This is a genomic window from Streptomyces sp. H27-H5 (assembly GCF_026627505.1).
In the GTDB taxonomy this organism is placed as follows: Bacteria; Actinomycetota; Actinomycetes; order Streptomycetales; family Streptomycetaceae; genus Streptomyces.
This window is the reverse complement of record NZ_JAPNLK010000061.1, coordinates 26507-51180: the sequence shown is the minus strand read 5'-3', so window position 1 is coordinate 51180 and position 24674 is coordinate 26507. Positions and strand designations below refer to the sequence as shown.

The 24674-nt window shown below is 73.5% G+C and carries 22 protein-coding genes; 5 read left to right on the top strand and 17 right to left on the bottom strand.

Annotation, left to right across the window (positions count from 1 at the left end; genetic code table 11):
• The first annotated feature begins 193 nt into the window (after nucleotides 1-193).
• Nucleotides 194-2296 carry a S9 family peptidase gene (locus tag OTB19_RS27305; protein ID WP_267801158.1) on the top strand — a complete coding sequence of 701 codons (2103 nt, stop codon included), beginning with the start codon at nucleotides 194-196 and terminating at the stop codon, nucleotides 2294-2296.
• Nucleotides 2297-2431: 135 nt separating this feature from the next.
• Here OTB19_RS27305 and OTB19_RS27300 read toward each other — a convergent pair whose 3' ends face one another.
• Genes OTB19_RS27300 through OTB19_RS27280 form a run of 5 tightly spaced genes read right to left on the bottom strand, consistent with a single transcriptional unit; the run spans nucleotide 2432 to nucleotide 8220 of the window.
• The gene (locus OTB19_RS27300) at nucleotides 2432-3442 is read right to left on the bottom strand and encodes an oligopeptide/dipeptide ABC transporter ATP-binding protein (protein ID WP_324289514.1); all 1011 of its coding nucleotides are present in this window, start codon (nucleotides 3440-3442) and stop codon (nucleotides 2432-2434) included.
• Nucleotides 3442-4440, bottom strand: a complete 999-nt coding sequence (locus tag OTB19_RS27295) for an ABC transporter ATP-binding protein (RefSeq protein ID WP_267801157.1) — start codon at nucleotides 4438-4440, stop codon at nucleotides 3442-3444. Before OTB19_RS27295 ends, OTB19_RS27300 begins: the two co-directional genes overlap by 1 nt.
• Nucleotides 4440-5426 carry an ABC transporter permease gene (locus tag OTB19_RS27290; protein WP_267801156.1) on the bottom strand — a complete coding sequence of 329 codons (987 nt, stop codon included), beginning with the start codon at nucleotides 5424-5426 and terminating at the stop codon, nucleotides 4440-4442. Before OTB19_RS27290 ends, OTB19_RS27295 begins: the two co-directional genes overlap by 1 nt.
• Nucleotides 5423-6442, bottom strand: coding sequence for an ABC transporter permease (locus OTB19_RS27285; RefSeq protein ID WP_267801155.1), 1020 nt, complete (start codon nucleotides 6440-6442; stop codon nucleotides 5423-5425). Before OTB19_RS27285 ends, OTB19_RS27290 begins: the two co-directional genes overlap by 4 nt.
• Nucleotides 6443-6474: 32 nt before the next feature.
• A complete protein-coding gene (locus OTB19_RS27280) occupies nucleotides 6475-8220 on the bottom strand; it encodes an ABC transporter substrate-binding protein (protein ID WP_267801154.1) in 1746 nt (581 codons plus the stop codon).
• A gap of 201 nt (nucleotides 8221-8421) precedes the next feature.
• Between OTB19_RS27280 and OTB19_RS27275 the strand changes: the two genes are divergently transcribed.
• Nucleotides 8422-8694: a DUF6400 family protein gene (locus OTB19_RS27275; RefSeq protein ID WP_267801153.1), complete on the top strand. Its 273-nt coding sequence runs from the start codon at nucleotides 8422-8424 to the stop codon at nucleotides 8692-8694.
• Nucleotides 8681-8938 (top strand): hypothetical protein, encoded by a 258-nt coding sequence (locus OTB19_RS27270; protein ID WP_267801152.1) that lies wholly within the window; start codon nucleotides 8681-8683, stop codon nucleotides 8936-8938. Before OTB19_RS27275 ends, OTB19_RS27270 begins: the two co-directional genes overlap by 14 nt.
• A gap of 117 nt (nucleotides 8939-9055) precedes the next feature.
• Here OTB19_RS27270 and OTB19_RS27265 read toward each other — a convergent pair whose 3' ends face one another.
• The 9 genes from OTB19_RS27265 to OTB19_RS27225 all read right to left on the bottom strand — a co-directional run bounded on the left by OTB19_RS27265 (nucleotide 9056) and on the right by OTB19_RS27225 (nucleotide 19241).
• Nucleotides 9056-9766 (bottom strand): GntR family transcriptional regulator, encoded by a 711-nt coding sequence (locus OTB19_RS27265; protein ID WP_267801151.1) that lies wholly within the window; start codon nucleotides 9764-9766, stop codon nucleotides 9056-9058.
• 54 nt (nucleotides 9767-9820) lie between these two features.
• Nucleotides 9821-10738: an ornithine cyclodeaminase family protein gene (locus OTB19_RS27260; protein ID WP_267801150.1), complete on the bottom strand. Its 918-nt coding sequence runs from the start codon at nucleotides 10736-10738 to the stop codon at nucleotides 9821-9823.
• A 23-nt stretch (nucleotides 10739-10761) separates the two neighbouring features.
• Complete coding sequence (locus OTB19_RS27255; protein WP_267801149.1) at nucleotides 10762-11790, bottom strand: proline racemase family protein; 1029 nt, start codon at nucleotides 11788-11790, stop codon at nucleotides 10762-10764.
• A complete protein-coding gene (locus OTB19_RS27250; protein ID WP_267801148.1) occupies nucleotides 11787-12791 on the bottom strand; it encodes a proline racemase family protein in 1005 nt (334 codons plus the stop codon). Before OTB19_RS27250 ends, OTB19_RS27255 begins: the two co-directional genes overlap by 4 nt.
• Nucleotides 12792-12807: 16 nt before the next feature.
• The gene (locus tag OTB19_RS27245; RefSeq protein WP_267801147.1) at nucleotides 12808-13725 is read right to left on the bottom strand and encodes a dihydrodipicolinate synthase family protein; all 918 of its coding nucleotides are present in this window, start codon (nucleotides 13723-13725) and stop codon (nucleotides 12808-12810) included.
• A gap of 84 nt (nucleotides 13726-13809) precedes the next feature.
• Nucleotides 13810-15210, bottom strand: coding sequence for an NAD(P)/FAD-dependent oxidoreductase (locus OTB19_RS27240; RefSeq protein ID WP_267801146.1), 1401 nt, complete (start codon nucleotides 15208-15210; stop codon nucleotides 13810-13812).
• Complete coding sequence (locus OTB19_RS27235) at nucleotides 15191-15526, bottom strand: (2Fe-2S)-binding protein (RefSeq protein ID WP_420716917.1); 336 nt, start codon at nucleotides 15524-15526, stop codon at nucleotides 15191-15193. The genes OTB19_RS27240 and OTB19_RS27235 overlap by 20 nt, the downstream gene beginning before the upstream one ends.
• Nucleotides 15527-15567: 41 nt before the next feature.
• A complete protein-coding gene (locus OTB19_RS27230; protein ID WP_267801145.1) occupies nucleotides 15568-16737 on the bottom strand; it encodes an NAD(P)/FAD-dependent oxidoreductase in 1170 nt (389 codons plus the stop codon).
• Between the two features lie 92 nt (nucleotides 16738-16829).
• The gene (locus OTB19_RS27225) at nucleotides 16830-19241 is read right to left on the bottom strand and encodes a collagenase (protein ID WP_267801144.1); all 2412 of its coding nucleotides are present in this window, start codon (nucleotides 19239-19241) and stop codon (nucleotides 16830-16832) included.
• A 187-nt stretch (nucleotides 19242-19428) separates the two neighbouring features.
• Here OTB19_RS27225 and OTB19_RS27220 point away from each other — a divergent pair, with 187 nt between their 5' ends.
• Nucleotides 19429-20799 carry an aminopeptidase P family protein gene (locus OTB19_RS27220; protein WP_267801143.1) on the top strand — a complete coding sequence of 457 codons (1371 nt, stop codon included), beginning with the start codon at nucleotides 19429-19431 and terminating at the stop codon, nucleotides 20797-20799.
• A gap of 27 nt (nucleotides 20800-20826) precedes the next feature.
• Here OTB19_RS27220 and OTB19_RS27215 read toward each other — a convergent pair whose 3' ends face one another.
• The 3 genes from OTB19_RS27215 to OTB19_RS27205 form a co-directional block, all read right to left on the bottom strand.
• Nucleotides 20827-21219 (bottom strand): hypothetical protein, encoded by a 393-nt coding sequence (locus tag OTB19_RS27215; RefSeq protein ID WP_267801142.1) that lies wholly within the window; start codon nucleotides 21217-21219, stop codon nucleotides 20827-20829.
• Nucleotides 21220-21362: 143 nt separating this feature from the next.
• A complete protein-coding gene (locus OTB19_RS27210; protein WP_267801141.1) occupies nucleotides 21363-21761 on the bottom strand; it encodes a RidA family protein in 399 nt (132 codons plus the stop codon).
• Nucleotides 21758-22879: an acyl-CoA dehydrogenase family protein gene (locus OTB19_RS27205; protein ID WP_267801140.1), complete on the bottom strand. Its 1122-nt coding sequence runs from the start codon at nucleotides 22877-22879 to the stop codon at nucleotides 21758-21760. Before OTB19_RS27205 ends, OTB19_RS27210 begins: the two co-directional genes overlap by 4 nt.
• Nucleotides 22880-23060: 181 nt before the next feature.
• Between OTB19_RS27205 and OTB19_RS27200 the strand changes: the two genes are divergently transcribed.
• Nucleotides 23061-24671, top strand: a complete 1611-nt coding sequence (locus tag OTB19_RS27200) for an AMP-binding protein (RefSeq protein ID WP_267801139.1) — start codon at nucleotides 23061-23063, stop codon at nucleotides 24669-24671.
• Nucleotides 24672-24674: the final 3 nt, after the last annotated feature.

The window sequence follows — 24674 nt, the reverse complement described above, 5'->3', positions numbered from 1 at the left end:
CACCCCCGAGGACGCACTCGACACCGCCTGCCACCTCCACCTCACCGGTCTCGACACCTGACACGGGCAAGCGCACGCCAAGCCCGACGTCAACCCCCGAAGGATTTACGACGCAGACCACTAAGCCCGGGTGCCGGGGGTCACCACTCGAACGGCCTAGTGGTGGTGATATTTCACATGTCACACTACGGCCATGGATGATCCTCTCCCCGCCCTCGATCCGTTCCTCGAACTCTCCGCGGCCACCGCCCGGTACACCCGCGGTGCCCCCCGCGCGTTCTCCTTCGGGGACGACGGACGGCTCCTGTGGTTCCTCCGCTCGACGGGTCCCACCGACCCCGTCGACGGCCTGTGGGTCCTCGACACGACCACCGGCGCCGAGACCCTCCTGGCCGACCCGCGCGTCCTGTCCCCCGAGGGTTCCGCGGGATCGGGCGGGCTCCCCCTCGCCGAGCGTCGGCTGCGCGAACGCACCCGGCTCGTCGCCGCCGGCATCGGCTCCTTCGCGCTCTCCGGGGACGGCCTGCGCGCGGTCTTCGCCCTGTACGGGCGGCTGTACGAGGTCGGGTACGGGGACGCCGGGGAGCCCGGCGTCCCTCGGGAACTCCCCGCGGCCGGTCCCGCCTGGGACCCGCGCCCCGCAGCGGACGCCTCCCGGACCGCGTACGTCACCGGGGACGCCCTGTACGTCACCCCCGGCGGCCGGGTCAGCCCCGACGACGGTGCCCGCTGGGGGGTGGCCGAGTTCGCCGCCGCCGAGGAACTCGGCCGGTCCCGGGGGCACTGGTGGTCGCCCGACGGGGTCGCCCTGCTCGCCGCCCGGGTCGACGAGTCCGCGCTCCCGAGGCGCTGGTTCACGGACCCGCAGCACCCGGAACTGCCGCCCGAGGACTTCGCGTACCCCGAGGCCGGCGGCCCCAACGCGGACGTCGCGCTGTGGGTCCTCCGGCCGGACGGCGGGCGCGTCCGGCTCGACTGGGACGCCGCCGCGTACCCGTACGTCTCGGACGCCGACTGGGCGTCGCCCGAGGAGATCCTGCTGACCGTCCAGGACCGGCTCCAGCGCGAGGTCCTGCTGCTCGGCGCGGACCCGGTGACCGGCCGTACCCGCGAGCTGTCCCGCACCACGCACCCCCGGTGGGTGGACCCGATGCTGCCCGGCACGCCCGACCGGCTGCCCGACGGGCGGATGCTGACCGCCGCCGACACCCCCGGCGGGGGCGCCCGCGCGCTGGCCGTCGACGGCAGGCTCCTCACCGGCGACACGCTCCAGGTCCGCCGGGTGGCTGGGGTCCACCGGGACCGGCTGCTGATCGAGGCCGGCGGACAGGACCCCGCCGAACAGCGGGTGTTGCTGCTCGATCCGGCGACGGGCGAGGTGACCGCCGTCGCGGACGGACCCGGGGTGCACTCGGTCCAGGCGTCCGCCGGCGCCCTGCTGCTCACCACCGCCGACGCCGACGGGATCCGGCGGACCCTGCGCACCGCGGACGGGCGGGAGTTCACCCCGGGCGACCTGTCCGCGCCGCTGCCCCACCGGGTGGTCCCGCGGCTGGAACGGGTCACCGAGCACGGCATCCCCACCGCGCTGGTCCTGCCGCGCGGCCATGTGCCCGGCACCCGACTGCCCGTGCTCGTGGACGGCTACGGCGGCCCCTGCATGCAGGACGTCAGCGCGGAGCCGCGGCGCTGGCAGCACCGGCAGTGGTGGGCCGACCAGGGCTTCGCGGTGGTGACCATCGACAACAGGGGCACCGCGTACGTCTCGCCCGCCCACACCCACGCCGTGCACGGCGGGTTCTCGCGGGTCGTCCTGGACGACCAGGTCGCGGCGCTGCGGGCCCTCGGCGCACGCCACCGCGACCTCGACCTGACCCGGGTCGGGATCCGCGGCTGGTCCTTCGGCGGTTACCTCTCCGCCCTCGCGGTGCTGCGCCGCCCGGACGTCTTCCACGCGGCCGCCGCCGGGGCCGCCCCCACCGACTTCCGGCACTACGACACGGCGTACACCGAGCGCTACCTGGGGCTGCCCCAAGAGCACCCCGAGGCGTACGAGCGCGACTCGCTGATCGCGGACGCGCCCGGGCTCAGGCGTCCGCTGCTGCTGATCACCGGCCTGGCCGACGACAACGTCCACCCGTCCCACACGCTGCGCCTGTCCCGGGCCCTGACGGACGCGGGTCGCCCGCACCGGCTGCTCGCGCTGCCGGGAGTCACCCACATGACTCCCGGAGGCGTCAGGGAGAAGGTGATGGCCCAGGAACTGGCTTTCTTCCGGGCCGAGTTGACACCGTGACGACCGGGCCGGCGCCGGCGCGGCCGTGACGGTCCTCGGGCCAGGCAGGCGAAGCGTGGACGACAGGGGCGAAGGGCCCCGGAGCCGATCGTGTCGGCTCCGGGGCCCTTCGTTCTCCCTTCCCTGGGATCCCCGTCAGTCACCCGGGAAGTGACAGGCCACCTCGCGCGAGGCGGCGGACCGGAGCACGGGCCTCTCCGCCCGGCAGATCTCCCGCGCCTTCGGACACCTCGGGTGGAAGGCGCAGCCGGGCGGCGGGGCGGCCGGGCTCGGCGGGTCGCCGAGCAGCACGATCCGCTCGCGCCGCCGCTCGGCGGCCGGGTCCGGCAGCGGCACTGCGGACAGCAGGGCCCGGGTGTAGGGGTGTTGGGGGTTCTCGTACAGGGCGCGCTTGTCGCCGATCTCGACGATCCGGCCCAGGTACATGACGGCGACCCGGTCGCTGATCCGCTTGACGACGGAGAGGTCGTGCGCGATGAACACGTACGCCAGGCCCAGCTCCGCGCGCAGCCGCTCCAACAGGTTGACGATCTGCGCCTGTACGGAGACGTCCAGGGCGGAGACGGGCTCGTCCGCGATGACCAACCGGGGGCCGGTGGCCAACGAGCGGGCGATTCCGACGCGTTGGGCCTGCCCGCCGGAGAACTCGTGCGGGTAGCGGTCGACGTGTTCGGGGACGAGGCCGACGAGTTCCATCAGCTCGACCGCCCTGCGCCGGGCGTCGGCCGCCGACCAGCCCTGCACGAGCAGCGGGTCGGAGATGATCCGGGCCACCGTCTGGCGGGGATTGAGGGAGGAGTGCGGATCCTGGAACACCATCTGGAGGTTGCGCCGCAGGGGACGCAGCGCGCCCTGGGAGAGCCGGCTGATGTCCCGGCCGTCGAAGGTGACACTGCCGGAGGTGGGCTCCAGCAGCCGTACGAGCATCCGGCCGGTGGTGGACTTCCCGCAGCCCGACTCCCCGACCAGCCCGAGGGTCTCGCCCGCCGCCAGGTCGAAGGAGACCCCGTCGACGGCGCGCACGGGCGCCCCCCGGCGCCCGGTCACCGACCGCCTGCCGGGGAAGGTCATGGTCAGGTCGCGTACGGACAACAGGGTGTCCGCGGCGGTGTCCGCCGGGGTGGGCGCGGTGGTGGGCGTGGCCATCAGGCCACCTCCTTCGTGTACCGGGTCCCGGCGTGGTGGCAGGCGACCGTCCGCCCGAGGGCGTGGGGCACGAGTTCCGGTCGTTCGTCCGTGCACAGCGCGGTGGCCATCGGGCAGCGCGGGGCGAAGGCACAGCCCGGCGTCGGGGTCCCCGGCGAGGGCGGGGAGCCGGCGATGGCCCGCAGCGGAGCGTCGTCCGGGTCGTCGAGCCGGGGCAGCGAGTCCAGCAGCCCGCGCGTGTAGGGGTGGGCGGGGTCGGCGAACAGCGCGTCCACTCCTGCCCGTTCGGCGACCCGGCCGCCGTACATGACGAGCACCTCGTGGGCGACGCGGGCCACCACCCCCAGGTCGTGGGTGATCATCACGACGCCGAGGCCCCGGTCCTGCTGGAGCCGGGCGATCAGCTCCAGGATCTGGGCCTGCACCGTGACGTCGAGCGCGGTCGTCGGCTCGTCGGCGATCAGCAGGTCCGGTTCGCAGGCCAGGGCCATCGCGATCATGGCGCGCTGGCGCATGCCCCCGGAGAACTGGTGCGGGTACTCCCCCGCCCGTCGGGCCGGTTCGGGGATGCCGACCTCGCCGAGCATGTCGACCGCCCGTTTGCGGGCGGCGGCCCGCCCGGACCGCAGGTGCACGCGGACGTGCTCGGCGATCTGCTCACCGACGGTGTAGTACGGGTGCAGGCTGCTCAGCGGATCCTGGAAGATCATGGCCATCCGGCGGCCGCGGATCCGCGAGAGCCGCTTCTCGGACATCCCGGTGAGTTCCTCCCCGTCGAGGGCGACGGAGCCGCCGACCTCGGCGCCGCGGTGCAGGCCCATGACGGCGAGCGAGGTGACGGACTTGCCCGAGCCTGACTCCCCGACGATGCCGAGGGTGCGGCCGGCCTCGACGGTGAAGCCGAGCGAGTCGACGGCCCGTACGACCCCGCGCGGGGTGGTGAACGTGACGCGCAGGTCGCGGACTTCGAGCAGTGGTGGCGGTGCGGGGGCGTCCATCAGTACCTCACCCTCGGGTCGACGACGGCGTACAGGAGGTCCACGGCCAGATTGGCGAGGACGATGAAGAAGGCGGCGAGCAGGGTGACGCCGAGGACCACGGGCTGGTCGGAGCTGACGAGTGCCCCGTAGAACAGCCGCCCGACGCCGGGGAGTCCGAAGATGGACTCGGTGATGACGGCGCCGGCGAGGAGTCCGCCGAGGTCCATGCCGAAGATGGTGAGGATGGGGGTCATCCCGGAGCGCAGCCCGTGTTTGACCACGACGGTGCGTTCGGGCATCCCCTTGGCGCGGGCGGTGCGGATGTACGGTTCGGCCATCGCCTCGATCATCGAGCCCCGGCTCTGGCGGGCGTACATGGCGGCGTAGAGCAGGGCGAGCGCGGTCCAGGGCAGGAGCAGGTTGGAGGCCCAGCCGAGCGGGTCGTCGGCGAGGGCCCGGTAGGTCGGGTAGGGCAGCAGTCCGGCGACGCGGATGACCCCGAAGATCAGCATCACCGAGGTGAAGTAGACGGGCAGCGAGGCGGCGGCGACGGCGCCGACCATGAGCGTCCTGTCGGTGGCGGTGTCCTTGCGCAGGGCGGCGGTGACCCCGGCGCCGAGACCGAGGACCAGCCACAGGACGGCCGCGCCGACGGCGAGGGAGGCGGAGACGGGGAGCCGGTCCATCAGCAGGTCCCAGACGGGCAGGGAGTTCTCGTACGAGTAGCCCAGGCAGGGGAAGTCGCAGCGGACGGCGTACTGGCCGGTGCCGAGGGTGCGGCCGGTGAAGATGCCGGTGAGGAAGTGGACGAAGCGACTCCAGACGGGCTGGTCGAGGCCGAGGTACTCGCGCACGTCGGCGAGTCGTTCGGGGCCGCAGGTCTTGCCGCAGGCCGCGGCGGCCGGGTCGGAGGGCAGGACCTGAAAGATGACGAAGGTGACGGCGGCGATGGCGAGGAGCACGCCCGCGAGGGCGAGCAGCCGGCGGGCCAGGTAGAGAATCACGTCCGTCCGCCCCTCGGGTCGAGGATGTCGCGCAGGGCGTCGCCGAGCAGGGTGAAGGCGAGGACCGCGAGGAAGAGGAAGACGCTCGGGATGACGAAGTACACGGGGTCGGTCTCGTAGTAGGCCACGGACTCGGCGATCATCTGGCCCCAGGACGGGGTGGGCGGGCGAACCCCGACGCCGAGGTAGCTCAGGGCGGCCTCGGTGCTGATCATTCCGGGGATCAGCAGGGTGGTGTAGGCGATGACCGGCCCGGCGACGCCCGGGAGGACGTCGCGGGTCAGGATGCGCCAGGAGCCGGCGCCGGCGACGCGGGCGGCGTCCACGTACTCGCGGTGCTTGAGGGAGAGGGTCTGGCCCCGGACCACGCGGGCGACGCCGGGCCAGCCGAAGAGGCCGATGACGGCGGTCATGAGCACGATCCGGTTGACGTCCTTGGCCACCGAGAGCATCGCGATCATGAAGATCAGGGACGGGAAGGACATGGTGAGGTCCATCAGGCGGGAGAGCACCGCGTCGACGCGGCCGCCGAAGTAGCCGGCGGCGATCCCGGCGGCCGTGCCGACGGCCACCACGATGGCGGTGGCGGCGAAGGCGATCAGGAGGGAGACCTGGGCGCCGGCCACGACGCGGGCGAACAGGTCGCGGCCGGTGACGGGTTCGACGCCCAGCCAGTGTGCGGAGCCGATCCCGCCGAAGGAGCCGAGGGGCTGGCCCGCGAGGTAGGGGTCGATGGCGGACTTGTCGAACTCGTTCGGGGACCAGCCGCCGAGCGCGCCCAGCCAGGGGGCGCCGAGGGCCATCAGGACGAAGAGGAGGACGACGCAGAGGCTGACGCGGACGGTGGGACGACGACGGAGTTCGCGGCGGGCGAGCTGCCAGGGGCTGCTGCCCGGGGGAACGGTCCTGGCCTGCGCCGCGGTTGCCGCGGCCGCGGCGGGTCGGGACGCGGCGGGGCCGGGGTCGGTGGGCCGGGAGGCGGCGGGTTGGGATGCGGTGGCTCGGTTGTCGGTCATGGCTCGACGGGCTTCCGGGTGTCCGTCGGGCCTCAACCCCGACTCTTCGACGGGTCCTTGAGGCCGATCGCGGCGTAGTCGACGGTGCCGGTCCACACCGGGTGGCCGAAGGCGCCCGCGATGTTGGTGCCGATGAGCAGGGGCTTGCGTTCCAGCAGGACCGGGACGGAGGGGGACTTCTTCATGATCTCCGCGTCGAGTGCGATCCAGGCCCGTTCGGCCTGCCCGGCGTCGGCCATGGCGTTGATCTCGTCGATCCGCTTCGTCGTCGCCTCGTCGCGGAACTGGCTGTAGTTGCCCTGGTTGCCCTTCTCCTTGACGGTGCGCCCGTCGAAGACGAAGGGGATCCAGGTGGAACCGGAGGGGTAGTCGGGGCACCAGCCCGCGAGGGTCATGTCGGGCGTGGTGGAGAGGTCGCCGATGACGTCGTAGTACGCGCCCGGGTCGATCGTGTCGATGACGACCTCGACGCCCGCCCGGGACAGGCCCTGTTGGATGGCCTCGGCCTTGCCCTTGTCGCCGGTGGAGACGGCGAAGGACACCTTCAGCTTCTCCTTGCCCGCGGCCTTGAGGAGTTCCTTGGCCTTGGCCGGGTCGCCGGCGGGCGGGATCTTGAGGGTGTCGGCCTGCCGGCCGCCGGAGAGGGCCGGGGGCAGGTACGCGGTGGCCACCTCGTTGAGGGCGGGGCCGCCTCCGGCCGTGACCACCGCTTCCTTGTCGACCGCGTACTGCATGGCCTCGCGGACCCGGGGGTCGTCGAAGGGGGCGCGGGAGTTGTTGAGGTGGAGCATCTCCGTACAGCCCTGGGACTCGGCGAGCAGTCGGGCCTTGACGTCCGCCTTGGGCAGGACCTTGGGCGCGCTCTCGGGCCGCATGTCGGAGTACTGGACGGCGGAGGCGTCCGCCCCCTCCCCGGCGATGATGCGGTCGTCGATCTGGCCGCCCTTGAGGCCCATGACGACGACGAAGCGGTCGGGGTAGGCCTTGCGGACGGTGTCGGTGCGGGCGTCCCAGTGCTCGTTGCGGACCAGGACCAGCTTCTTGTCCCGGTCGTACGACTCGATCTTGTAGGGGCCGGAGGAGAAGGGGCGGGCGTCGTAGCGGGTGCCCGCCTCCTTGGACTGCGGGACCGGCGCGAAGGTCGGCAGGGTGGCGGTGGCGGAGAAGTCGGCGACCGGGCGCTTGAGTCGGAAGACGATCGTGCGGTCGTCGGGCGTCTTGATCGAGTCGAGGTGCTGCCCCTGGAGCGGGCCTTTGTAGCTCTCGCCGCCGGCCAGGTACTGGGCGGCGTAGTCGGGTCCGCCGGTCAGGTCGGGGGCGAAGGAGCGCTCGACGTTGTACTTGACGTCCTGGGCCCGGACGGGGGTTCCGTCCTCGTACTTGACGCCTTCCTTGAGGGTGAAGGTCCAGGTTCTGCCGCCGTCGGACGGGGTGCCGAGGTCGGTCGCGAGGTCGGGGACCAACTCGCTGCCGGCCTTGCCGGGTTCGGCCTTGAAGGTGACGAGCGTGCGGTAGAGCAGGCGGGTGCCGAAGTCCATGGTCGGCATCGTCCAGTTGCGGGCCGGGTCGAGGTGGGAGAAGTCCTGGTTGGACAGGACGGTCAGGGTGCCGCCCTTGGTCGGGGTGCCGCCGAGCGTCTTGCCCTCGTTGGCGGCGGCGGGGTTGGCGGCGGGGCCGCCGGCGGATCCCTTGCCGCCGGCGTCGGAGCAACCCGAGGCGCCGACGGCGAGTGCCGCCACCAGAGCGGTGGCGAGGGCGAGTTGGGTGCGCTGGGTCATGGGTCACTCCAGTGAGGGGCGCTCTACGATGTGACCGGTAACATAGTAATGTGAAATTGCACTGACAAGGGTTCCGTCACGCCGTTACCCAGCCGTGTTCAAAAGGCGTCGACGACAGACCGCCGAGGGGGCCGCCGACCCGCTGTGACATGCCCCACCCCCTCTTGCCGCGAGAAGGAAGGGTTACCTAAGTTCGACCGTATGCCCCCACATGACCCCACCCCCTCCACCGGCCCGACCGACCCGGCGCTCGTCGGGTTCGACGTCGACCTCACCGCGCACGAGGTGCTCCGCCGGGCGCACGTCCTGGACGCCCTCGGCGACGACTGGGATCCCGTCGAGGTGCTCCGCGGCGAAGAAGCGGCGTACGACCTGCTGTACTCCGGCCTCGACGAGGAGCAGCAGCGCGTGCACGACCGGCTCGTCGCGGCCGGCGTGCTCTCCCCGCGCGGGGGCGGCCGTGCTGCCGCTTGACCCGCAGGCGGATCCCGGGCGCCGCGCCTGGGTGCCCTGCCCGAGCTGCGCGGACGACCGCGACTGCGTGCCGTGCGGGGAGCGGCGGACGTGTTCCGCCCACTGGCGCTACCTGCTCTCCAACAACGGGAGCCTGCTCCACCTCCAGTGCCCGGGCTGCACCCACGTCTGGGCGCACGAGAGCGGCTTCGGCGCCACCCGTTCCCTGTGGAGCCGCGTCACCGGCGGCGGCTCCCGCCCCTGATCCCGGGGGCCGGGAGCACCGGACCGCGCGGGGTCGACCGGACGCGGCCGGACCACGCGACGCCGGGCCACACGGGCCGGGCGACACGGAGCGGCCCCGTGTGCGTGCGGGGCGGTGTCAGACGCCGGAGCCGAGCCGGCCCGGCGTGCGTCCCACCGGCTCGTCGCGGCCCTGCGCCCAGAGGGAACGCACGTGGCCGAGGTGGCGGACCATGCACGCCTGGGCGGCCTCGGCGTCACCGCTGATCATGAGGTCGAGCAGTTCGATGTGCTCCTCGGCGGAGGAGACCAGCTTCCCGGCCTCGTCCAGGCCGGTCAGGCCGTAGAGGCGGGAGCGCTTGCGCAGGTCGCCGACCGTCTCGACGAGCCGGTCGTTGCCGGCGAGGGCCAGCAGGCCCAGGTGGAAGCGGCGGTCCGCTTCCAGGTAGCCGATGAGGTTGTGCTCCCGGGCGCTGGTGACGATCTCCAACGCGACGGGGCGCAGCGCCTCCAGTTGCTCGGCGGTGGCGATCTCCGTGATCCGGCCGATGGTCGGCACCTCGATCATGGTGCGCAGTTCGGTGTACTGGTCCAGGTCGCGTTCGCTGACCTCGGTGATGCGGAAGCCCTTGTTGCGGACGGGTTCCACCAGTCCCTCGCGGGCCAGGTCGAGCATGGCCTCGCGCACCGGGGTGGCCGAGACGCCCAGCTCGGCGGCGAGGCCGGGGGCGGAGTACACGCTGCCGGGGCGCAGTTCGCCCGCGATCAGTGCGGCTCGCAGGGCATGGCCGACCTGGTCCCGGAGTCGTTCCTGGGCCTTGATGAGACTGTGCTGCTTCAGGTCACCCATTGCGTTTCCTCCGAGACCACTACACCAGCGGCGAGCAGAGGCCAGCGTACAATGTCACGTTGCGCCGCTCCCCCCGGCGGCCCGGAACAGGGCGGCCGCCACGGCAAGATCCTCCCAGGCCATGCCCACGCTCTTGAAGAGTCGCGGGGAATCCGCCCGCCCCGGCGGCGGGACGCGTCCCGCGACCAGGTCGGCCAGGGTGCCCGCGACGTGCCCGGGCCCGAGGAGGCCTTCCGCCTCCGGGATCAGCAGGTCACCCGCCTCGCGCAGGGCCGCCGCCCGCGCCTCCACGTACACGACCGCGCGCCGCACGAGGGCGCTGTCGGTCTCCCGGGCGTCCGGCTCGTGGGAGCCCACGGCGACGACGGTGGCGCCCGGGGCGACGAGCCGGCCGTCGAAGAGGGGCGCGCGGGCCGTGGTGCAGCAGACGATCAGGTCGGCCTCCGCCACCGCCGACGCCGTGCCCGTCCGGGCCGCGGCCCCGAGGGCGCGGGCGTGCGCGGCCAGTCTCGCGGCGCCGGCCGGATCCCGGGCCACCACCACGACGTCCGCCACTTCGCGCTCGGCGAGGACGGCTTCGAGGTGTCCGTACGCCTGCGGACCCCACCCGAAGAGGACCATGCGCGCCGGCCGGTCCCCCGGGGCGAGGTACCGCAGCGCGAGCGCCGACACCGCCGGGGTGCGCAGTGCGGTCAGGGCGGCCCCGTCGAAGAGGGCGAGCGGGCGCAGTGTGGGCCCGTCGAGGAGCAGGTACGAGCCGGTGATCCGGGGCAGGCCCCGCGCGGGGTTCCCGGGCGCCACCCCGGCGATCTTCACGCCGGCGTACCCCCCGAACGCGGCCGGCATCAGCAGCAGTTCCCCGCCGGGCACGGGCAGGGCGGTGCGGTGCGGGCAGGTCTCGGGGTCGAGCCCGGCCCGCAGCGCGTCGGCCAGGGCGTCCGCCGCCGCGGCGGGTGTGAGCAGTGCGGTCATCCGCGCGGCGGACCACTGGGGGATCACAGCAGGAACCCGGTGCCCAGGTCGTCGTGCGGGTCGATGGTGAAGGTGTGTTCGCCGGTGCGGTGGGCGGTGCCGGTGACCTCGGTGACGGGGGCGGTCCCGGGCACGAGCCGGCCGGTGAACAGCGTTCCCAGGACCGATTCGTGCAGCAGTTCCTCCCCCGGGCCCAGCCGACCGTCCTCGGCCAGCAGTGCGAGCCGGGCCGAGGTCCCGGAGCCGCAGGGCGAGCGGTCGACCTGCCCGTCGGCGAAGACGGTGACGTTGCGCTGGTGCGGCCCTCGGGGGGTGTCCGGCAGCTCCTCGTGGAGGATCACCCCGTACACCCCGGAGAGCAGTGGTCCGTCGGGGTGCCAGGTCCCGGGGTGGGTGGCGAGGGCGGCCCTGATCTCCCGTCCGGCGCGGACCAGTTCGGGCAGCGCGGCGCGGGAGACGTCCAGCCCGAGGTCGCGCGCCCGGACGGAGGCGTAGCAGGCACCGGCGTGCGCGAGGTCCACCTCGACCGGGCCCAGGGTGGTGGCCACCGGTACCTTGCGGGCGCCGATCCGGGCCGGGACGTTGCGGAAGGTGATCCCGGTGGTGCGGCCCGCCTCGCGGTGCACGGTGACGGCGACGCGTCCGGAGGGCACGTCGATGCGGACGTGCGCGTCACCGGTGTCCGGGGCGGGGACCAGGCCGCTGTCCACGGCCCAGGCGCCGAGGGCCATCGCGCCGTGCCCGCAGGCCGTGGAGTAGCCGTCCTTGTGCCAGAACAGCACCCCGAAGTGGGCGCCGTCGTCGTCCGGAGGCACGACGAACCCGCCGTACATGCCCGCGTGTCCGCGCGGTTCCCGCACCAGCAGGCGCCGCACGTCGTCCAGCGCGCCCCGGCGTGGGGCCGTCCCGGAGCCGCCGGGCCCGATGGCGGTGGCGCAGCGCTCGGCGACGGTGTCGCCGGGGATCGGCGGGAGGCCGTCGCGGACGATCCGGAAGGGTTCGCCGGCGGTGTGGTAGTCGACGGCGTGGACCGGGCGGGGCGCGGTGGTCACAGGAGGAACCCTCCGGGGAAGGGGTCGGACGGGTCGAGGAAGTACTGGGCGGTGCCCGTGATCCACGCCCGTCCGGTGACGGTGGGGACGACCGCCGGGAGTCCGCCGACCGTGGTCTCCCCGATCAGTCGGCCCGTGAACTCGGTGCCGATGAAGGACTCGTTGACGAAGTCCGCGCCCTGCTCCAGCAGGCCGCGGGCGTGCAGTTGGGCCATGCGCGCGCTGGTGCCCGTACCGCAGGGCGAACGGTCGAACCAGCCCGGGTGGATGGCCATGGCGTGCCGGGAGCGGCGGGCGTCGGATCCGGGGGCGGCGAGGTAGACGTGTTTGACGCCGGCGATGGAGGGGTCCTCGGGGTGGACGGGCCGGTCGTCCGAGGCGTTGACGGCGTCCATGACGGCGAGGCCGGCGGCGAGCAGTTCGTCGCCGCGGGCGCGGTCGAAGGGGAGTCCGAGGGCGTCGAGTTCGACGAAGGCGTAGAAGTTGCCCCCGTAGGCGAGGTCGTGGGTGACGGTGCCGAAGCCGGGGACCTCGACCTTGCGGTCGAGGCCGACGGCGAAGGCGGGGACGTTGGTGAAGGTGGCGCGGAGCGCGGCGCCGTCCTCGACCAGGACGTCCACGCTCACCAGTCCGGCCGGGGTGTCGAGGCGGACGGTGGTGACCGGTTCGACGACCGGCACCATGCCGGTCTCGACCAGCACCGTGGCCACCCCGATGGTGCCGTGTCCGCACATGGGGAGCAGGCCCGACACCTCGATGTAGAGCACGCCGAAGTCGGCGTCGGGTCGGGTGGGGGGTTGCAGGATCGCGCCGCTCATCGCGGAGTGGCCGCGCGGCTCGTACATGAGCAGCGTGCGGACGTGGTCGAGGTGCTCGATGAAGTGCAGCCGTTTCTGCGCCATCGTGGCTCCGGGGATCACCCCGACCCCGCCGGTGATCACCCGGGTCGGCATGCCCTCGGTGTGCGAATCGACCGCGTGGTAGATGTGTCGCGTACGCATGTGGACCCCCCGGGGGCTAGTTGAGGCCTTCGGCGAGGGCCTTCTCGGTGGCGGCCCGGACCGCCGCCTCGGTCTCGCCGGTCAGCGGGAACCGGGGCGGGCGGGTGGCGCCGCCGGGGCGCCCGGCCAGGTCCATGGAGAGCTTGATGGCCTGGACGAACTCCGTCTTGGAGTCCCAACGCAGGAGGCTGTGCAGGGACTTGTAGAGCGGCAGCGCGGTGTCGAGGTCGCCCGCGACCGCGGCCCGGTAGAGGGTGGCGCAGGAGCGCGGCAGGGCGTTGGGGTAGCCGGCGATCCAGCCGACGGCCCCGGCGAGGGCGAGTTCGAGGAGCACGTCGTCGGCTCCGACGAGCAGGTCGAGGCCGGGGGCGAGTTCCGCGATCTCGTAGGCGCGGCGGACGTCGCCGGAGAACTCCTTGACGGCGACGATGCTGCCGTCGGCGTGCAGCCGGGCCAGCAGGGCCGGGGTCAGGTCCACCTTGGTGTCGATGGGGTTGTTGTAGGCCACGACGGGCAGGCCCGCGCCGGCGACCTGCGCGTAGTGGTCCCGTACGGCCCGCTCGTCGGCGCGGAAGGCGTTGGGGGGCAGCAGCAGCACGGAGCCCGCGCCCGCCTCGGCGGCCTGGTCGGCCCAGCGGCGGGCCTCGGCGCTGCCGTAGGCGGCGACGCCGGGCATGACCCGCTCGCCGTCGCCGGCCGCCTCGACGGCCGTGCGGACGACCCGGGCCCGCTCCTCGTCGGTGAGGGTCTGGTACTCCCCGAGGGAGCCGTTGGGGACGACGCCGTCGCAGCCGTTGGCGATCAGCCAGGCCACGTGTTCGGCGTAGGCGTCGTGGTCGACGGTCAGGTCGTCGCGCAGGGGCAGTGCGGTGGCGACCATGATTCCGTGCCAGGGGCGGGTGCGGGCGGGCGCGGGGGTGTGCGCGTGGGTCATGAGAGCTCCCTAGAGTGGTGTGTGACATTTTACTAGTGGGCGCAGGAAGCCCACAAGGGTCCCGGGATCCCGGATCGGGGTCGATCAGCTTTCCTCGGCGGGCAGTTCGGCGAGCCGGCGCAGCGGGACCGGGCAGGACAGCGGCCTGCGGTCCGGATCCGGGTCCCGCCCCGCGAGGGCGGCGACGGCCGGGCCGCACATCCGGCCCTGGCACCAGCCCATCCCCGCCCGGGTGAGCAGTTTGACGGTACGGGCGTCCCGCGCGCCCAGGTCGCGCACCGCCTCGCGGATCCGGCCCGCGGGGACCTCCTCGCAGCGGCACACCTCGGTGTCCTCCCGCAGCCGGCCGGGCCACCCCGCCCCCGGGCGGTGGGCCGCGCCCATCGCCTCGGCGAACGCGCGGAGCCGGGCGCGGCGTCGGACGAGCACGGCGGGGGCGGCCCGGCCGGCGATCGCGTGGGCCGCGATCTCCCCTTCCACCAGGGCCAGTCGGGCGCCGCCGATGCCCCCGGTCTCCCCCGCCGACCAGACGCCGGGCACGGAGGTCCGCTGACGCGCGTCCACCTCCAGGGCGACGGCTCCGTCGGCCCCGAGTCGGGTGGCGCAGCCCAGGCCGGTGGCCAGTTCCAGTTGCGGCACCAGCCCGTGGCCCACGGCGAGGGCGTCGCAGGGGACGCGGCGGGCGGTGCCGGGCACCGGCCGCCACTGCCGGTCGAGTCGGGCCACGGTCACCGCCTCGACCCGGTCGCTGCCGTGGGCCTCGGTGACGGCGTGCCGGGTGAGCAGCCGGATCCCGTGCCGCAGCAGGGCCCCGCCGTACGTGGCGGCCTCTCCGAGCTTGCCGGGGTTGCGCAGCAGGGCGGGGAGCCGTCCGGCGTACGCGGTGTACGCGGCGGCCTCCACCACCGCCGGCACGGTGGCGCCGGCCGCCGCGAGGGAACCGGCCACGGCGAGCAGCAGCGGCCCGCTCCCGGCGACGACGATGCGCCGGCCCGGCAGCACGAGCCCGCCCTTGAGCATGGCCTGCGCACCGCCGGCCCCGACCACCCCGGGCAGCGTCCAGCCCGGGAAGGGCAGGTTCCGCTCGAAGGCGCCGGTGGCGAGGAGCACGGCGCGGGCCCGTACGGCGACGGCCTCCTCCTCGGGTCCGGCGACGGCGTGCAGCAGCAGTTCGGCGCCGGCCGGGACGACGGTCCACACGTGGTGGAGCGGGAGGTGGGTGATCCGGCCCGCCGACGCGTGGGCGCGCAGGGCGGCTTCGCGGGAGGCGAAGGCGGCCCAGTCGTGGTGCAGCACCTCGGGGCGGGCCGCGCCGAGGGCGGGCGCGGGGCACCGGTAGTACTGGCCGCCCGGCCGCTCCCCCGCGTCCAGCAGGGTGACGCGCAGCCCGAGGTCGGCGGCCGTGACGGCGGCGGCGAGCCCGGCGGGGCCCGCTCCGACGACGGCGAGGTCGCACGGCACGCCGTCAGACGCCGAGTTCGGCACGGCCGGTCCCTTCCTGGGTGGTGACGGTGTCCCCGGGGCGGGCCGGGGTCAGGCAGGCGCGCTGGTTCGGGCGCCCGTTGACGGTGACGAGGCAGTCGTGGCAGCTCCCGATCCCGCAGAACACCCCGCGCGGCGCGCCGTTCTCGCGGGTGGTGCGCCAGGCGAGGACGCCCGCGCCCCAGAGTGCGGCGGCGATGCTCTGGCCCGCGCTCGCGGGCAGTTCGCGGCCGTCGAAGCGCAGGACGTACGTGGCCCGGGGCGCGCCGCCGACCAGGTCGCGGGGTGACCGGGCGGGGCCGCGGAGCAGCCGGCGCAGGGAGCGCCGCGGCGGGCGGTCCGGGTCGGTGGGGCCGGTCGTCACCTGGTCTCCTTCGGTTCGCCGGTGGCCGGGGGGCCGAACCGGTCCGGGCGGAACGGTCGTGGGTCCAGCGGGGGTTCGGTCCCGGTCAGGGCCGCGGCGATCAGCAGCCCGGTGGCCGGCGCCAGGCCGATGCCGGCGCCTTCGTGGCCGCAGGCGTGCAGCAGCCCGGGGGCCCGGGGGTCGGGGCCGATCGCCGGGAGGTGGTCGGGCAGGTAGGGCCGGAAGCCGTGGTAGGTCCGCAGCACCCGTACGTCGGCCAGTACCGGGAACAGCGCGGCCGCCTGTGCGGCGAGCCGGCGCAGCGCCTGCGTGGACAGGCCCCGGTCGAAGCCGACCCGCTCCCGGGTCGCCCCGATGAGCACCGGCCCCGAAGGAGTGCCCTCGACGACCGCCGAGGACTGGAGGGCGGCGGAGCCGCTGGCCACGTCCGCGATGTAGTCGGCGGCGTACACCTTGTGCCGGACCACCCTCGGCAGCGGCTCGGTCACCAGGACGAAACCGCGGCGCGGCAGCACCGGCAGGGTGGTCCCGGCGAGTTCGGCGATCATCCCGCCCCAGGTGCCGGCGGCGTTGACGACGGCCGGCGCCCGCAGCTCCCGGCGGCCGGTGCGCACCCCGCACACCCGGCCGCCCTCCGTGAGCAGCCCGGTGACCTCCTCCCCGAGGTGGATCCGGGCGCCGGAGGCGGCGAGCAGTCGCGCCGCCGCCTGCGCGGGGTGGACCTGGGCGTCCTGCGGATAGTGGAAGCCGCCCGCCTGACCCGGGGCCAGGTGGGGTTCCAGTTCCCGCAGTTCCCGCGGGCCCACCTCGACGGCGTCGACGCCCGCGCCGCGCTGGCCCTCGGCGAAGGCGCGCAGGGCCTTCAGCGTGGTGTCGTCCGGTGCGACGACCAGCCCGCCCTTGGCCTCGTACTCCACGGCGTGCGGGAGGATCTCGGCGAGTTCGCGCCACAGCCTCGCCGACAGCAGGGCCAGGTCGAGTTCGGGCCCGGCCTCCTTGTCGGAGACGAGCAGGTTGCCCTCGCCGGCGCCGGTGGTGCCGCCGGCCACGGGGCCGCGGTCCACTACGGCCACGGAGAGTCCGGCGCGGCCGGCGTGGTACGCGCACGCGGCGCCGACGACGCCGGCGCCGATGACGACGACGTCCAGGGAATGTCTCTGGGGCACGGCAGTAATATGTCACATTCTTCATAGGGTGCCTAGGCACTCCGGGGCCGGTCCCGCCCCCCGTTCACGACGGGACCGGCCACCGGCGTCGGTCAGTCGCGCAGCGGTCCCTCACAGCTGTAGGGGGAGGTCCCGGCCACCTTGTTGGTCCAGATCTCCACCGGGCCGAAGGAGCAGTTCATGTCGGCCAGGTTGTTGGAGGCCGCGCCCGCCCGGTCGAGGAGGAAGTAGTCCACCGTCTCGGACATGTCCTTGAAGTTCTGGTCATCACTGCGCCAGTTCTTCAGGTTCGCGGTGATCCGGCCGGTACAGGTGAACCGGCGCTTGCCGGGCTCGCCGTTCTCCACGCAGTCCGGGGTGTTGTACGTGGCCGTCGCGAAGGTCGACTTCACCGAGGCGAGCGCGGAGTCGCGCAGCCGGTCGTTGGCGGTGAAGGTGGTGTTCGGCACGTACAGCTGGTCCACCTTGGCGATCTGCGCGTCCAGGAAGCGGTTGTAGTCGCGCTGGAGGTAGGTGTCCGCGCCGGTCCGGTGGCGCCAGGCGTCGTAGGCGGCGACGTCGTTGCCCCGCAGGTGGGTGTACATCTCGCGCAGCAGCATGGGCTTCTCGGTCCACAGGAACTCGAAGAAGGTGCCGGCGTAGCTGTAGAAGCGGAAGCCGTCGCCGTCGTAGGTGGCGTTGAGCAGTTGCTCCACGGTCATCCGGGGGCCGCCGCCGACCGTGTCGGCGATGACGCTCTTGACCAGGGACTTGCGCACGGCGATGCCGTTGTCCCGGGTGGCTCCGTCGAAGAACTCGGCCGTTCCCTCGTCCATGGCGGTCGTGCGGTCGCCCTCGTACCAGGGGCCCTCGCCGAAGAAGCCGGGTACGGCGTAGCGGCCGTTGAGGTAGTGCGTGTACTCGTGACGGAACAGTTCCTCCAGCGTGAGGGAGGAGTCCTGGGGGACGCGGCGCTGGTAGGTGTAGAAGGTGGCGCCGTTCTCGATGTAGATGCCGCCGTTGTTGGTGCCGTAGCCGGTGAGGATGGGGTGGTAGTTCTCGTAGTCGGCGCGGGAGGCGTACAGCACGACGTTCAGCGTGGTGTTGGGGTCGCCGGCGAGCGGCTGTTCGGTGCCGAGCACCCGGTGGTACTGGGACTTGACCTGCTTGCTCGCGTAGTAGAGCTGGTCGACGGTGGCCCGGTCGAGGGCGGTGCGGACCTTGATGCCGCCGTTGTCGTAGGAGTACGTGTAGGGGAAGAGCTGCTTCTCGATGTCCTCCTTGCACACCCCGTACGGCTTGCACGCCTCGTAGAAGTTGAGCCAGGAGACGATCTTGGCCCACTGCTCGCTGCCGTTGCCGAAGCCCGACCTGACCGGTTCCAGCAGGGCGCCGAGGTCGGCGACGACCTGGCTCTTGAGGGCGTCGATCTGGCCGAAGCGGCCGTACTCGCCGAGCGCGTCGCGGGCCACCCACGCGTTGCCGCCGCCCTTGAGGTGGACGTAGCCGCCGAAGGCCTTGAACACGGCGCGGTAGGCCGGGTCGGCGGAGACCGCGGCCTGGAAGGCGGCGTCCTGGTTGCCCGGGTAGACGCCGAGGTAGTTGACGGAGAGCGCCGCGAGGGCCGCGCCGCCCCAGGAGGCGTCCTGGTGGGTCGCGGGGTGCGCCGGGTCCATGGTGGCGAGCACCTTGGTGATCAGGCCGAGTTGGTGCTGCCGCAGGCCCGGGGCGCTCGCGGCGTAGAGGGCCTCGCGCAGGGTGCGGGCGTTGGTCGGGGTGGCGTCGAAGGTGTGGGCGGCGGCGGCGAAGTCCGCGACGGCGCGGCGCATGGCGTCGACGGTCGGGGCGTCGGTGACGTCGATCTCGTCGCGGGAGTAGTCGTGGTAGGCGACGGCGTGCAGGTAGGTGAACATCTCCTCCAGGTGCGAGGAGTTGCGGCCGTCGTGGGCGGCGGCCGCGGCGGATATCCGGCGGGAGACGGCCTGGACGTGGGCGTCGGACATGACGGGCGCGAGGCGGGCGTCCCAGGTCCAGATGAGGCCGCGCAGACAGCCGTCGGCGAGGACGGCCGGGTCGCCGAGGAAGTCGGCGAAACGTTCCGGCGAGAGGCCGGTGATCCCGTCGAGGGTGCAGGGGACGGCGACGGCCTGGTTCCGGGTGGTGGGCGCGGCCTGGGCGGCGGCCGCCTTGCGGCTCTTCTCCGACCGCTCGCCGGCCGAGGCGGAGGCCGCGTCGAGGGGCGACGTGGTGGGGCGCGCGGCGCCGGGGATCCGGCCCTTGCCGGCGAGGCCGCCGGGGGTGGTGGCGGGGGCCGCCACGGGTTCCCGGGCATCGGCGAGGCGGTCGACCTCGTCGAAGGGGTTCGGCGCGGTCGGGTCGGCGGCGGGGGCGCCGGCCGCGAAGGTCGCGGGAACCGTCGTGCCGTTCTCGGCCGCCCGGGTCACGGCCTGCCCGGCGGAGGCGAGGAGCGTGACCGCGACGGCGGCGGAGAGGAGGGACGTACGCACAGCTCTGTGCTGGGACACCGAGAACTCCTGGTGGGGAGGGGAGGTGGGGGAAGTGGTGCGCGAACTGCCTGCGGTGAACTGCCCTGCGTCACACGGCGTTTGACGGGGATTAACGTGCCGCGGTGTGAGCTGTAACATAGTAATGTGAAATTGCACTGACAAGACCTGTGCGACCACCAGTTCGCTTCTTCTTCAGGGAGCCCCCGTGACCGACACCCCCTCCGGCCTCCACATCGGCAGCCACGACCTGCCCGTCTCGCCGGAGTTGTCCCGCTTCATGGCCGGCGACTGGACCGCCACCCCGCTCCCCGACCGGGGCCCCGCACGGGCGTCCGCCGTCACCCCGGCCCGTCGCGCCCGCCTCTCCGCGCGCTTCCCGGGCGAGCGCCTGATCGTCCCGGCGGGCGAGTTGAAGGTGCGCTCCAACGACTGCGACCACCGTTTCCGGCCGCACAGCGCGTACGCCTGGCTGACCGGCCTGACCGGCGAGGACCAGGTGGGTCACGTCCTGGTGCTGGAGCCCTCCGGTCCGCACGGGCACGAGGCCGTGCTGTACCTGCGCCCCCGGTCGCCGCGGGCCGACGGCAACGAGGAGTTCTACCGGGACCGCCGGTACGGGGAGTTCTGGGTGGGACGCCGCCCGGACCTGGCGGAGACCGAGCGGCTGACCGGCCTGCGCTGCGCCCACCTGGACACGCTCGGCTCACCCCCCGCCCGCGACGCCTCCTCCGACCCCGAACTGGCCGCCGCGCTCTCGGAGTTGCGCCTGGTCAAGGACGCCTGGGAAGTCGAGCAGCTGCAACGGGCGGTGGACCACACCACGGCCGGGTTCGAGGACGTCGTACGGGCGCTGCCGCGCGCGCTGGCCCATCCGCGCGGGGAGCGCTGGATCGAGGGGGTCTTCGGCCTGCGCGCGCGGGCCGAGGGGAACGGCACCGGCTACGAGACGATCGCCGCGTCCGGCGCCCACGCCTGCGTCCTGCACTGGATCCGCAACGACGGCCGGTTGAACCGCGACGAGCTGCTGTTGCTGGACGCGGGCGTCGAGACGGACACCCTCTACACGGCGGACATCACCCGCACTCTCCCCCTGTCGGGCCGGTTCTCGCCGGTGCAGCGGCAGGTGTACGAACTGGTCCTGGCCGCGCAGGACGCCGGGATGGCGGCGCTGCGCCCGGGCGCGGGCTTCCGCGACTTCCACCGGGCCGCGATGCGGGTGATCGCGGAGGGGCTCGCCGAGTGGGGCGTCCTCAAGAACGCGGAGGGCGACCTGCACCGGCGCTACACCCTGTGCGGCAGCGGCCACATGTTGGGGCTGGACGTCCACGACTGCGCGAAGGCGCGGGCCGACACCTACCTGGACGGCACGCTGGAGGAGGGGCAGGTACTCACCGTGGAGCCGGGGCTGTACTTCCAGCCGGACGACGAGACCCTGCCGGCGGAGCTGCGCGGCATCGGCGTGCGCATCGAGGACGACCTGGTCGTGACGGCGCAGGGCGCCCGACTGATGTCGGGCGCCCTGCCGAGGTCCGTGGCGGACATCGAGGAGTGGATGGGCCGCCTGCCGGCCGAATGAGCGGAGGTCCGGTCGCCGGGGCGACGGCTAGTGGTGCCAGTTGCTCCGGTAGCCGCCGTCGTGCCAGTTGCCCTGGTGGCCGTCGTACCCGTGGCCGCCGTCGTGCCAGTCGTCGTTCCAGCCGCCGTTGCCGCCGTTGTTCCAGCCGCCGTCGCGCCAACCGTCGTCGTACCGGCTGTCATACCGGCCGTTGTTCCAGTTGTTCCAGTTGTTCCAGTTGTTCCAGTTCGGATCGTTCCAACTGGCGTCGCGCCAGTTGCCTTCGTTGCGACCGCTGTTGTCCCAGCACCAGCCAGGCCGGTAGTTGCCGCGTGCGGGGTCGCAGCAGGCGGACCACTCGCCGTACCGCGAGTCGGAACACCAGTCGGTTTGCGGAAGGCCTGTCGGAAGACTTGTCGCGAAGGCGCCACTGACGGGCATCAGACCGAGCGTGAGCCCGGCCGCCCCTGTCACGGCTGCCGCAACGAACCCACGGCGCATGTCCATGCACCTCCGAGTGTTGATGGCGAAGCATGCCAAAACGGTCTTATCCACATTCCCCCGGCTTCGGGTCGCTGTCAAAATCACGGCAGGACGGCGATGCCGTCGAGCTCGACCAGCGCCTCCTCGTCCCAGAGTCGGACCACCCCGACGACGGCCATCGCCGGATAGTCCCGCCCCGCCAACCGGCGCCAGATGCGGCCCAGTTCACCGGCATGCTCCCGGTACGAGGCCACGTCCACCGCGTAGACGGTGACCCGGGCCAACCCCCCGGGGGTACCGCCGGTCGCCGCCAGGGCCGCCAGCAGGTTGGAGAGCGCCCGCTCGAACTGTTCCGGCAGGCTCTCTCCCACGATCTTGCCGGAACCGTCCAGCGCGGTCTGGCCCGCCAGGAAGACGAGCCGGCCGCCCGTCATGGCCACGGCGTGCGAGAAGCCGGTCGCCGGGGAGAGCTCATGCGGGTTGTGGCGTTCCAGGCTCATCCCGCCACCTCCCGGTAGAGCTCCTTCGCGATGATCGTGCGCTGCACCTCGCTGGCCCCCTCGTAGATCCGCGGCGCCCGCACCTCCCGGTACAGGTGTTCCAGCAGGTGCCCCCGCTGGAGGGCGACGGCCCCGTGCAGTTGGACCGCGTGGTCCACCACGTACTGGGCGGTCTCGGTGGCCAGCAGCTTCGCCATGGCCGCCCGGCGCGGGACCTCGGGCGAGCCGCTGTCGTAGGCGCCGGCGGCCGCGTAGACCAGCAGGCGGGCCGCCTCCACGCGGGTCGCCATCTCCGCCACCCGGTGCGCGACCGCCTGGAGGTCGGCGAGGACCCCGCCGAAGGCGGTCCGGCCCGCCGTGTGCGCCAGCGTCGCGTCGAGGGCCGCCCGCGCCATGCCGACGGCGAAGGCGCCGACGCTGGGCCGGAACCGGTTGAGGGTGTCCATCGCGACCCTGAAGCCGCGCCCCGGCTCCCCCAGCACGTCCTGCGGCCCAACCGGCACCCCGTCGAAGGTCAGCGCGCCGATCGGGTGCGGGGACAGCATCTCCAGGGCCTCGCCCGTCAGGCCGGGCCGGTCGGCGGGCACCAGGAAGGCCGTGATCCCCCGGGAACCCGAGCCCTCACCCGTTCGGGCGAAGACGGTGTAGAAGTCCGCCTCGGGGGCGTTGGAGATCCAGCGCTTCTCGCCGCGCAGCAGCCATCCCTCGCCGTCCCGCTCGGCGGCCAGGGTCAGTGCGGCCGCGTCCGAGCCGGCCCCCGGCTCGCTCAGCGCGAACGCCGCCACGAGCCGGCCCTCCCGCACGCCGGGCAGCCAGCGCTCCCGCTGGGCCGGGCTGCCGGCGCTCAGTACCGGGTGGGCGCCCAACCCCTGGAGGGCGAGCGCCGTCTCCGCCTCCGTGCAGCCGTAGGCGAGGGATTCCCGCAGCAGGCACAGGTGCAGGGCGCCGGAGGTGAACACCCGCTCCAGCAGGCCCTCTTCACCCAGTGCCGCGAGCAGCGGGCGGTTCACCCGGCCCGCCTCCCCCTTCTCGGCCAGCGGCCTCAGCCGCTCGGTCGACAGTGCGCGCAACCGCCCGCACCATTGCTCGTCTTCCGCTTCGAGCGCGAATCCGGTCATCCGAATGTCCCCGCATCTATCGCGTCCTGTTGACTGCCGTCACCATCACGATACGCTCGTGTTGCCCACGCACGGACAGCTCCACCCCGTTCGGTTCCATACATTCGGTTCCATACAGCAGGGGCCGGCCCCCCACACCGGGGCCGGACCGTCGCAAGGGGGCGAACCCGCCTTGGAGCTCATGCCTTCCGCTCACGTCGACACCTTTGCCCGTGACCATCTGCCACCCGCGGACGCCTGGCCGCACCTGCTCTTCGAGTTGCCCGAGCTGGCCTACCCGGACCGCCTGAACTGCGGCGCCGAACTGCTCGACGCCACCATCGCCCGGTTCGGGCCCGACCGTCCGGCCTTCCGCGACGGCGCCGGCGCGGTGTGGTCGTACGGGGAGCTGCGCGAGCGCGTCGAGCGGATCGCCCACGTCCTCACCATCGATCTGGGTGTGGTCCCCGGCAACCGGGTGCTGCTGCGCGGACCCACCGGGCCGTGGCTCGCCGCCTGCTGGCTGGCGGTGATGCGGGCGGGCGCGGTGGCCGTGACCGTGCTGGCCGGGCAGCGGTCCCAGGAACTGGCCACGGTCTGCGCGATGGCCCGGGTGGGCCACGCGCTGTGCCACGTGGACGCGCTGGACGACCTGGTGAAGGCCGAGGTGCCAGGGCTGCGCGTGACCCCTTACGGCGGCGAGGCCCCCGACGACCTGCTGCGGCTCGTCGAGGGACGTCCCGAGCCCTTCCCGCCCGTGGAGACCTCCGCGGACGACGTGGCCCTGATCGCTTTCACCTCCGGCACCACCGGGCGTCCCAAGGGCTGTATGCACTTCCACCGGGACCTGCTCGCCGTGGCGGACACCTTCTCCCGCCATGTGCTGCGCCCCCGCCCCGACGACGTGTTCGCGGGCAGTCCGCCGCTCGGTTTCACCTTCGGCCTCGGCGGCCTGGTGGTGTTCCCGCTGCGTGCCGGGGCCAGCGCGCTGCTGCTGGAGCAGGCGGCCCCGCGCGCCCTGCTGCCCGCGCTGGCCGAGCACCGGGTCACCGTCCTGTTCACCGCGCCCACCGCCTACCGGTCGATGCTGGACACCCTGGGCCCGTACGACACCGGCGCGTACGACCTCTCCGCGCTGCGCCGCTGCGTCTCCGCGGGCGAGAACCTGCCCGCCGCCACCTGGCGGGCCTGGCACGAGCGGACCGGGCTGCGCATCATCAACGGGATCGGCGCCACGGAGCTGCTGCACATCTTCGTCTCGGCCGCCGACGAGGACATCCGGCCCGGTGCGACCGGCCGGGTGGTGCCCGGCTGGCAGGCCCGGGTGGTGGACGCGGCCGGCCGGCCGGTGCCGGACGACGTGCCGGGGCTGCTGGCCGTCCGCGGCCCGGTGGGCTGCCGGTACCTGGCGGACCCCCGGCAGCGGGACTACGTACGGGACGGCTGGAACCTGACCGGCGACACTTACGTACGCGACGCGGAGGGGTACTTCCGGTACGTCGCCCGCGCCGACGACATGATCATCTCCTCGGGCTACAACATCGCCGGACCGGAGGTCGAGGAGGCCCTGCTGCGCCACCCCGACGTGGCGGAGGCGGCCGTGGTCGGCCGACCGGACGACCGGCGCGGTCAGATCGTCGTGGCGTACACCGTCCCCCGGGACGGCGCGGTCCTCACCGAGGACGCGCTGCGGGCCTTCATGCGCGAGGAACTGGCCCCGCACAAGTGCCCGCGCTCGTTCGTCTTCCTGCCCGCCCTCCCGCGGACCGCGACCGGAAAACTTCAGCGGTTCCGGCTGCGCGATCTAGAGTGAACC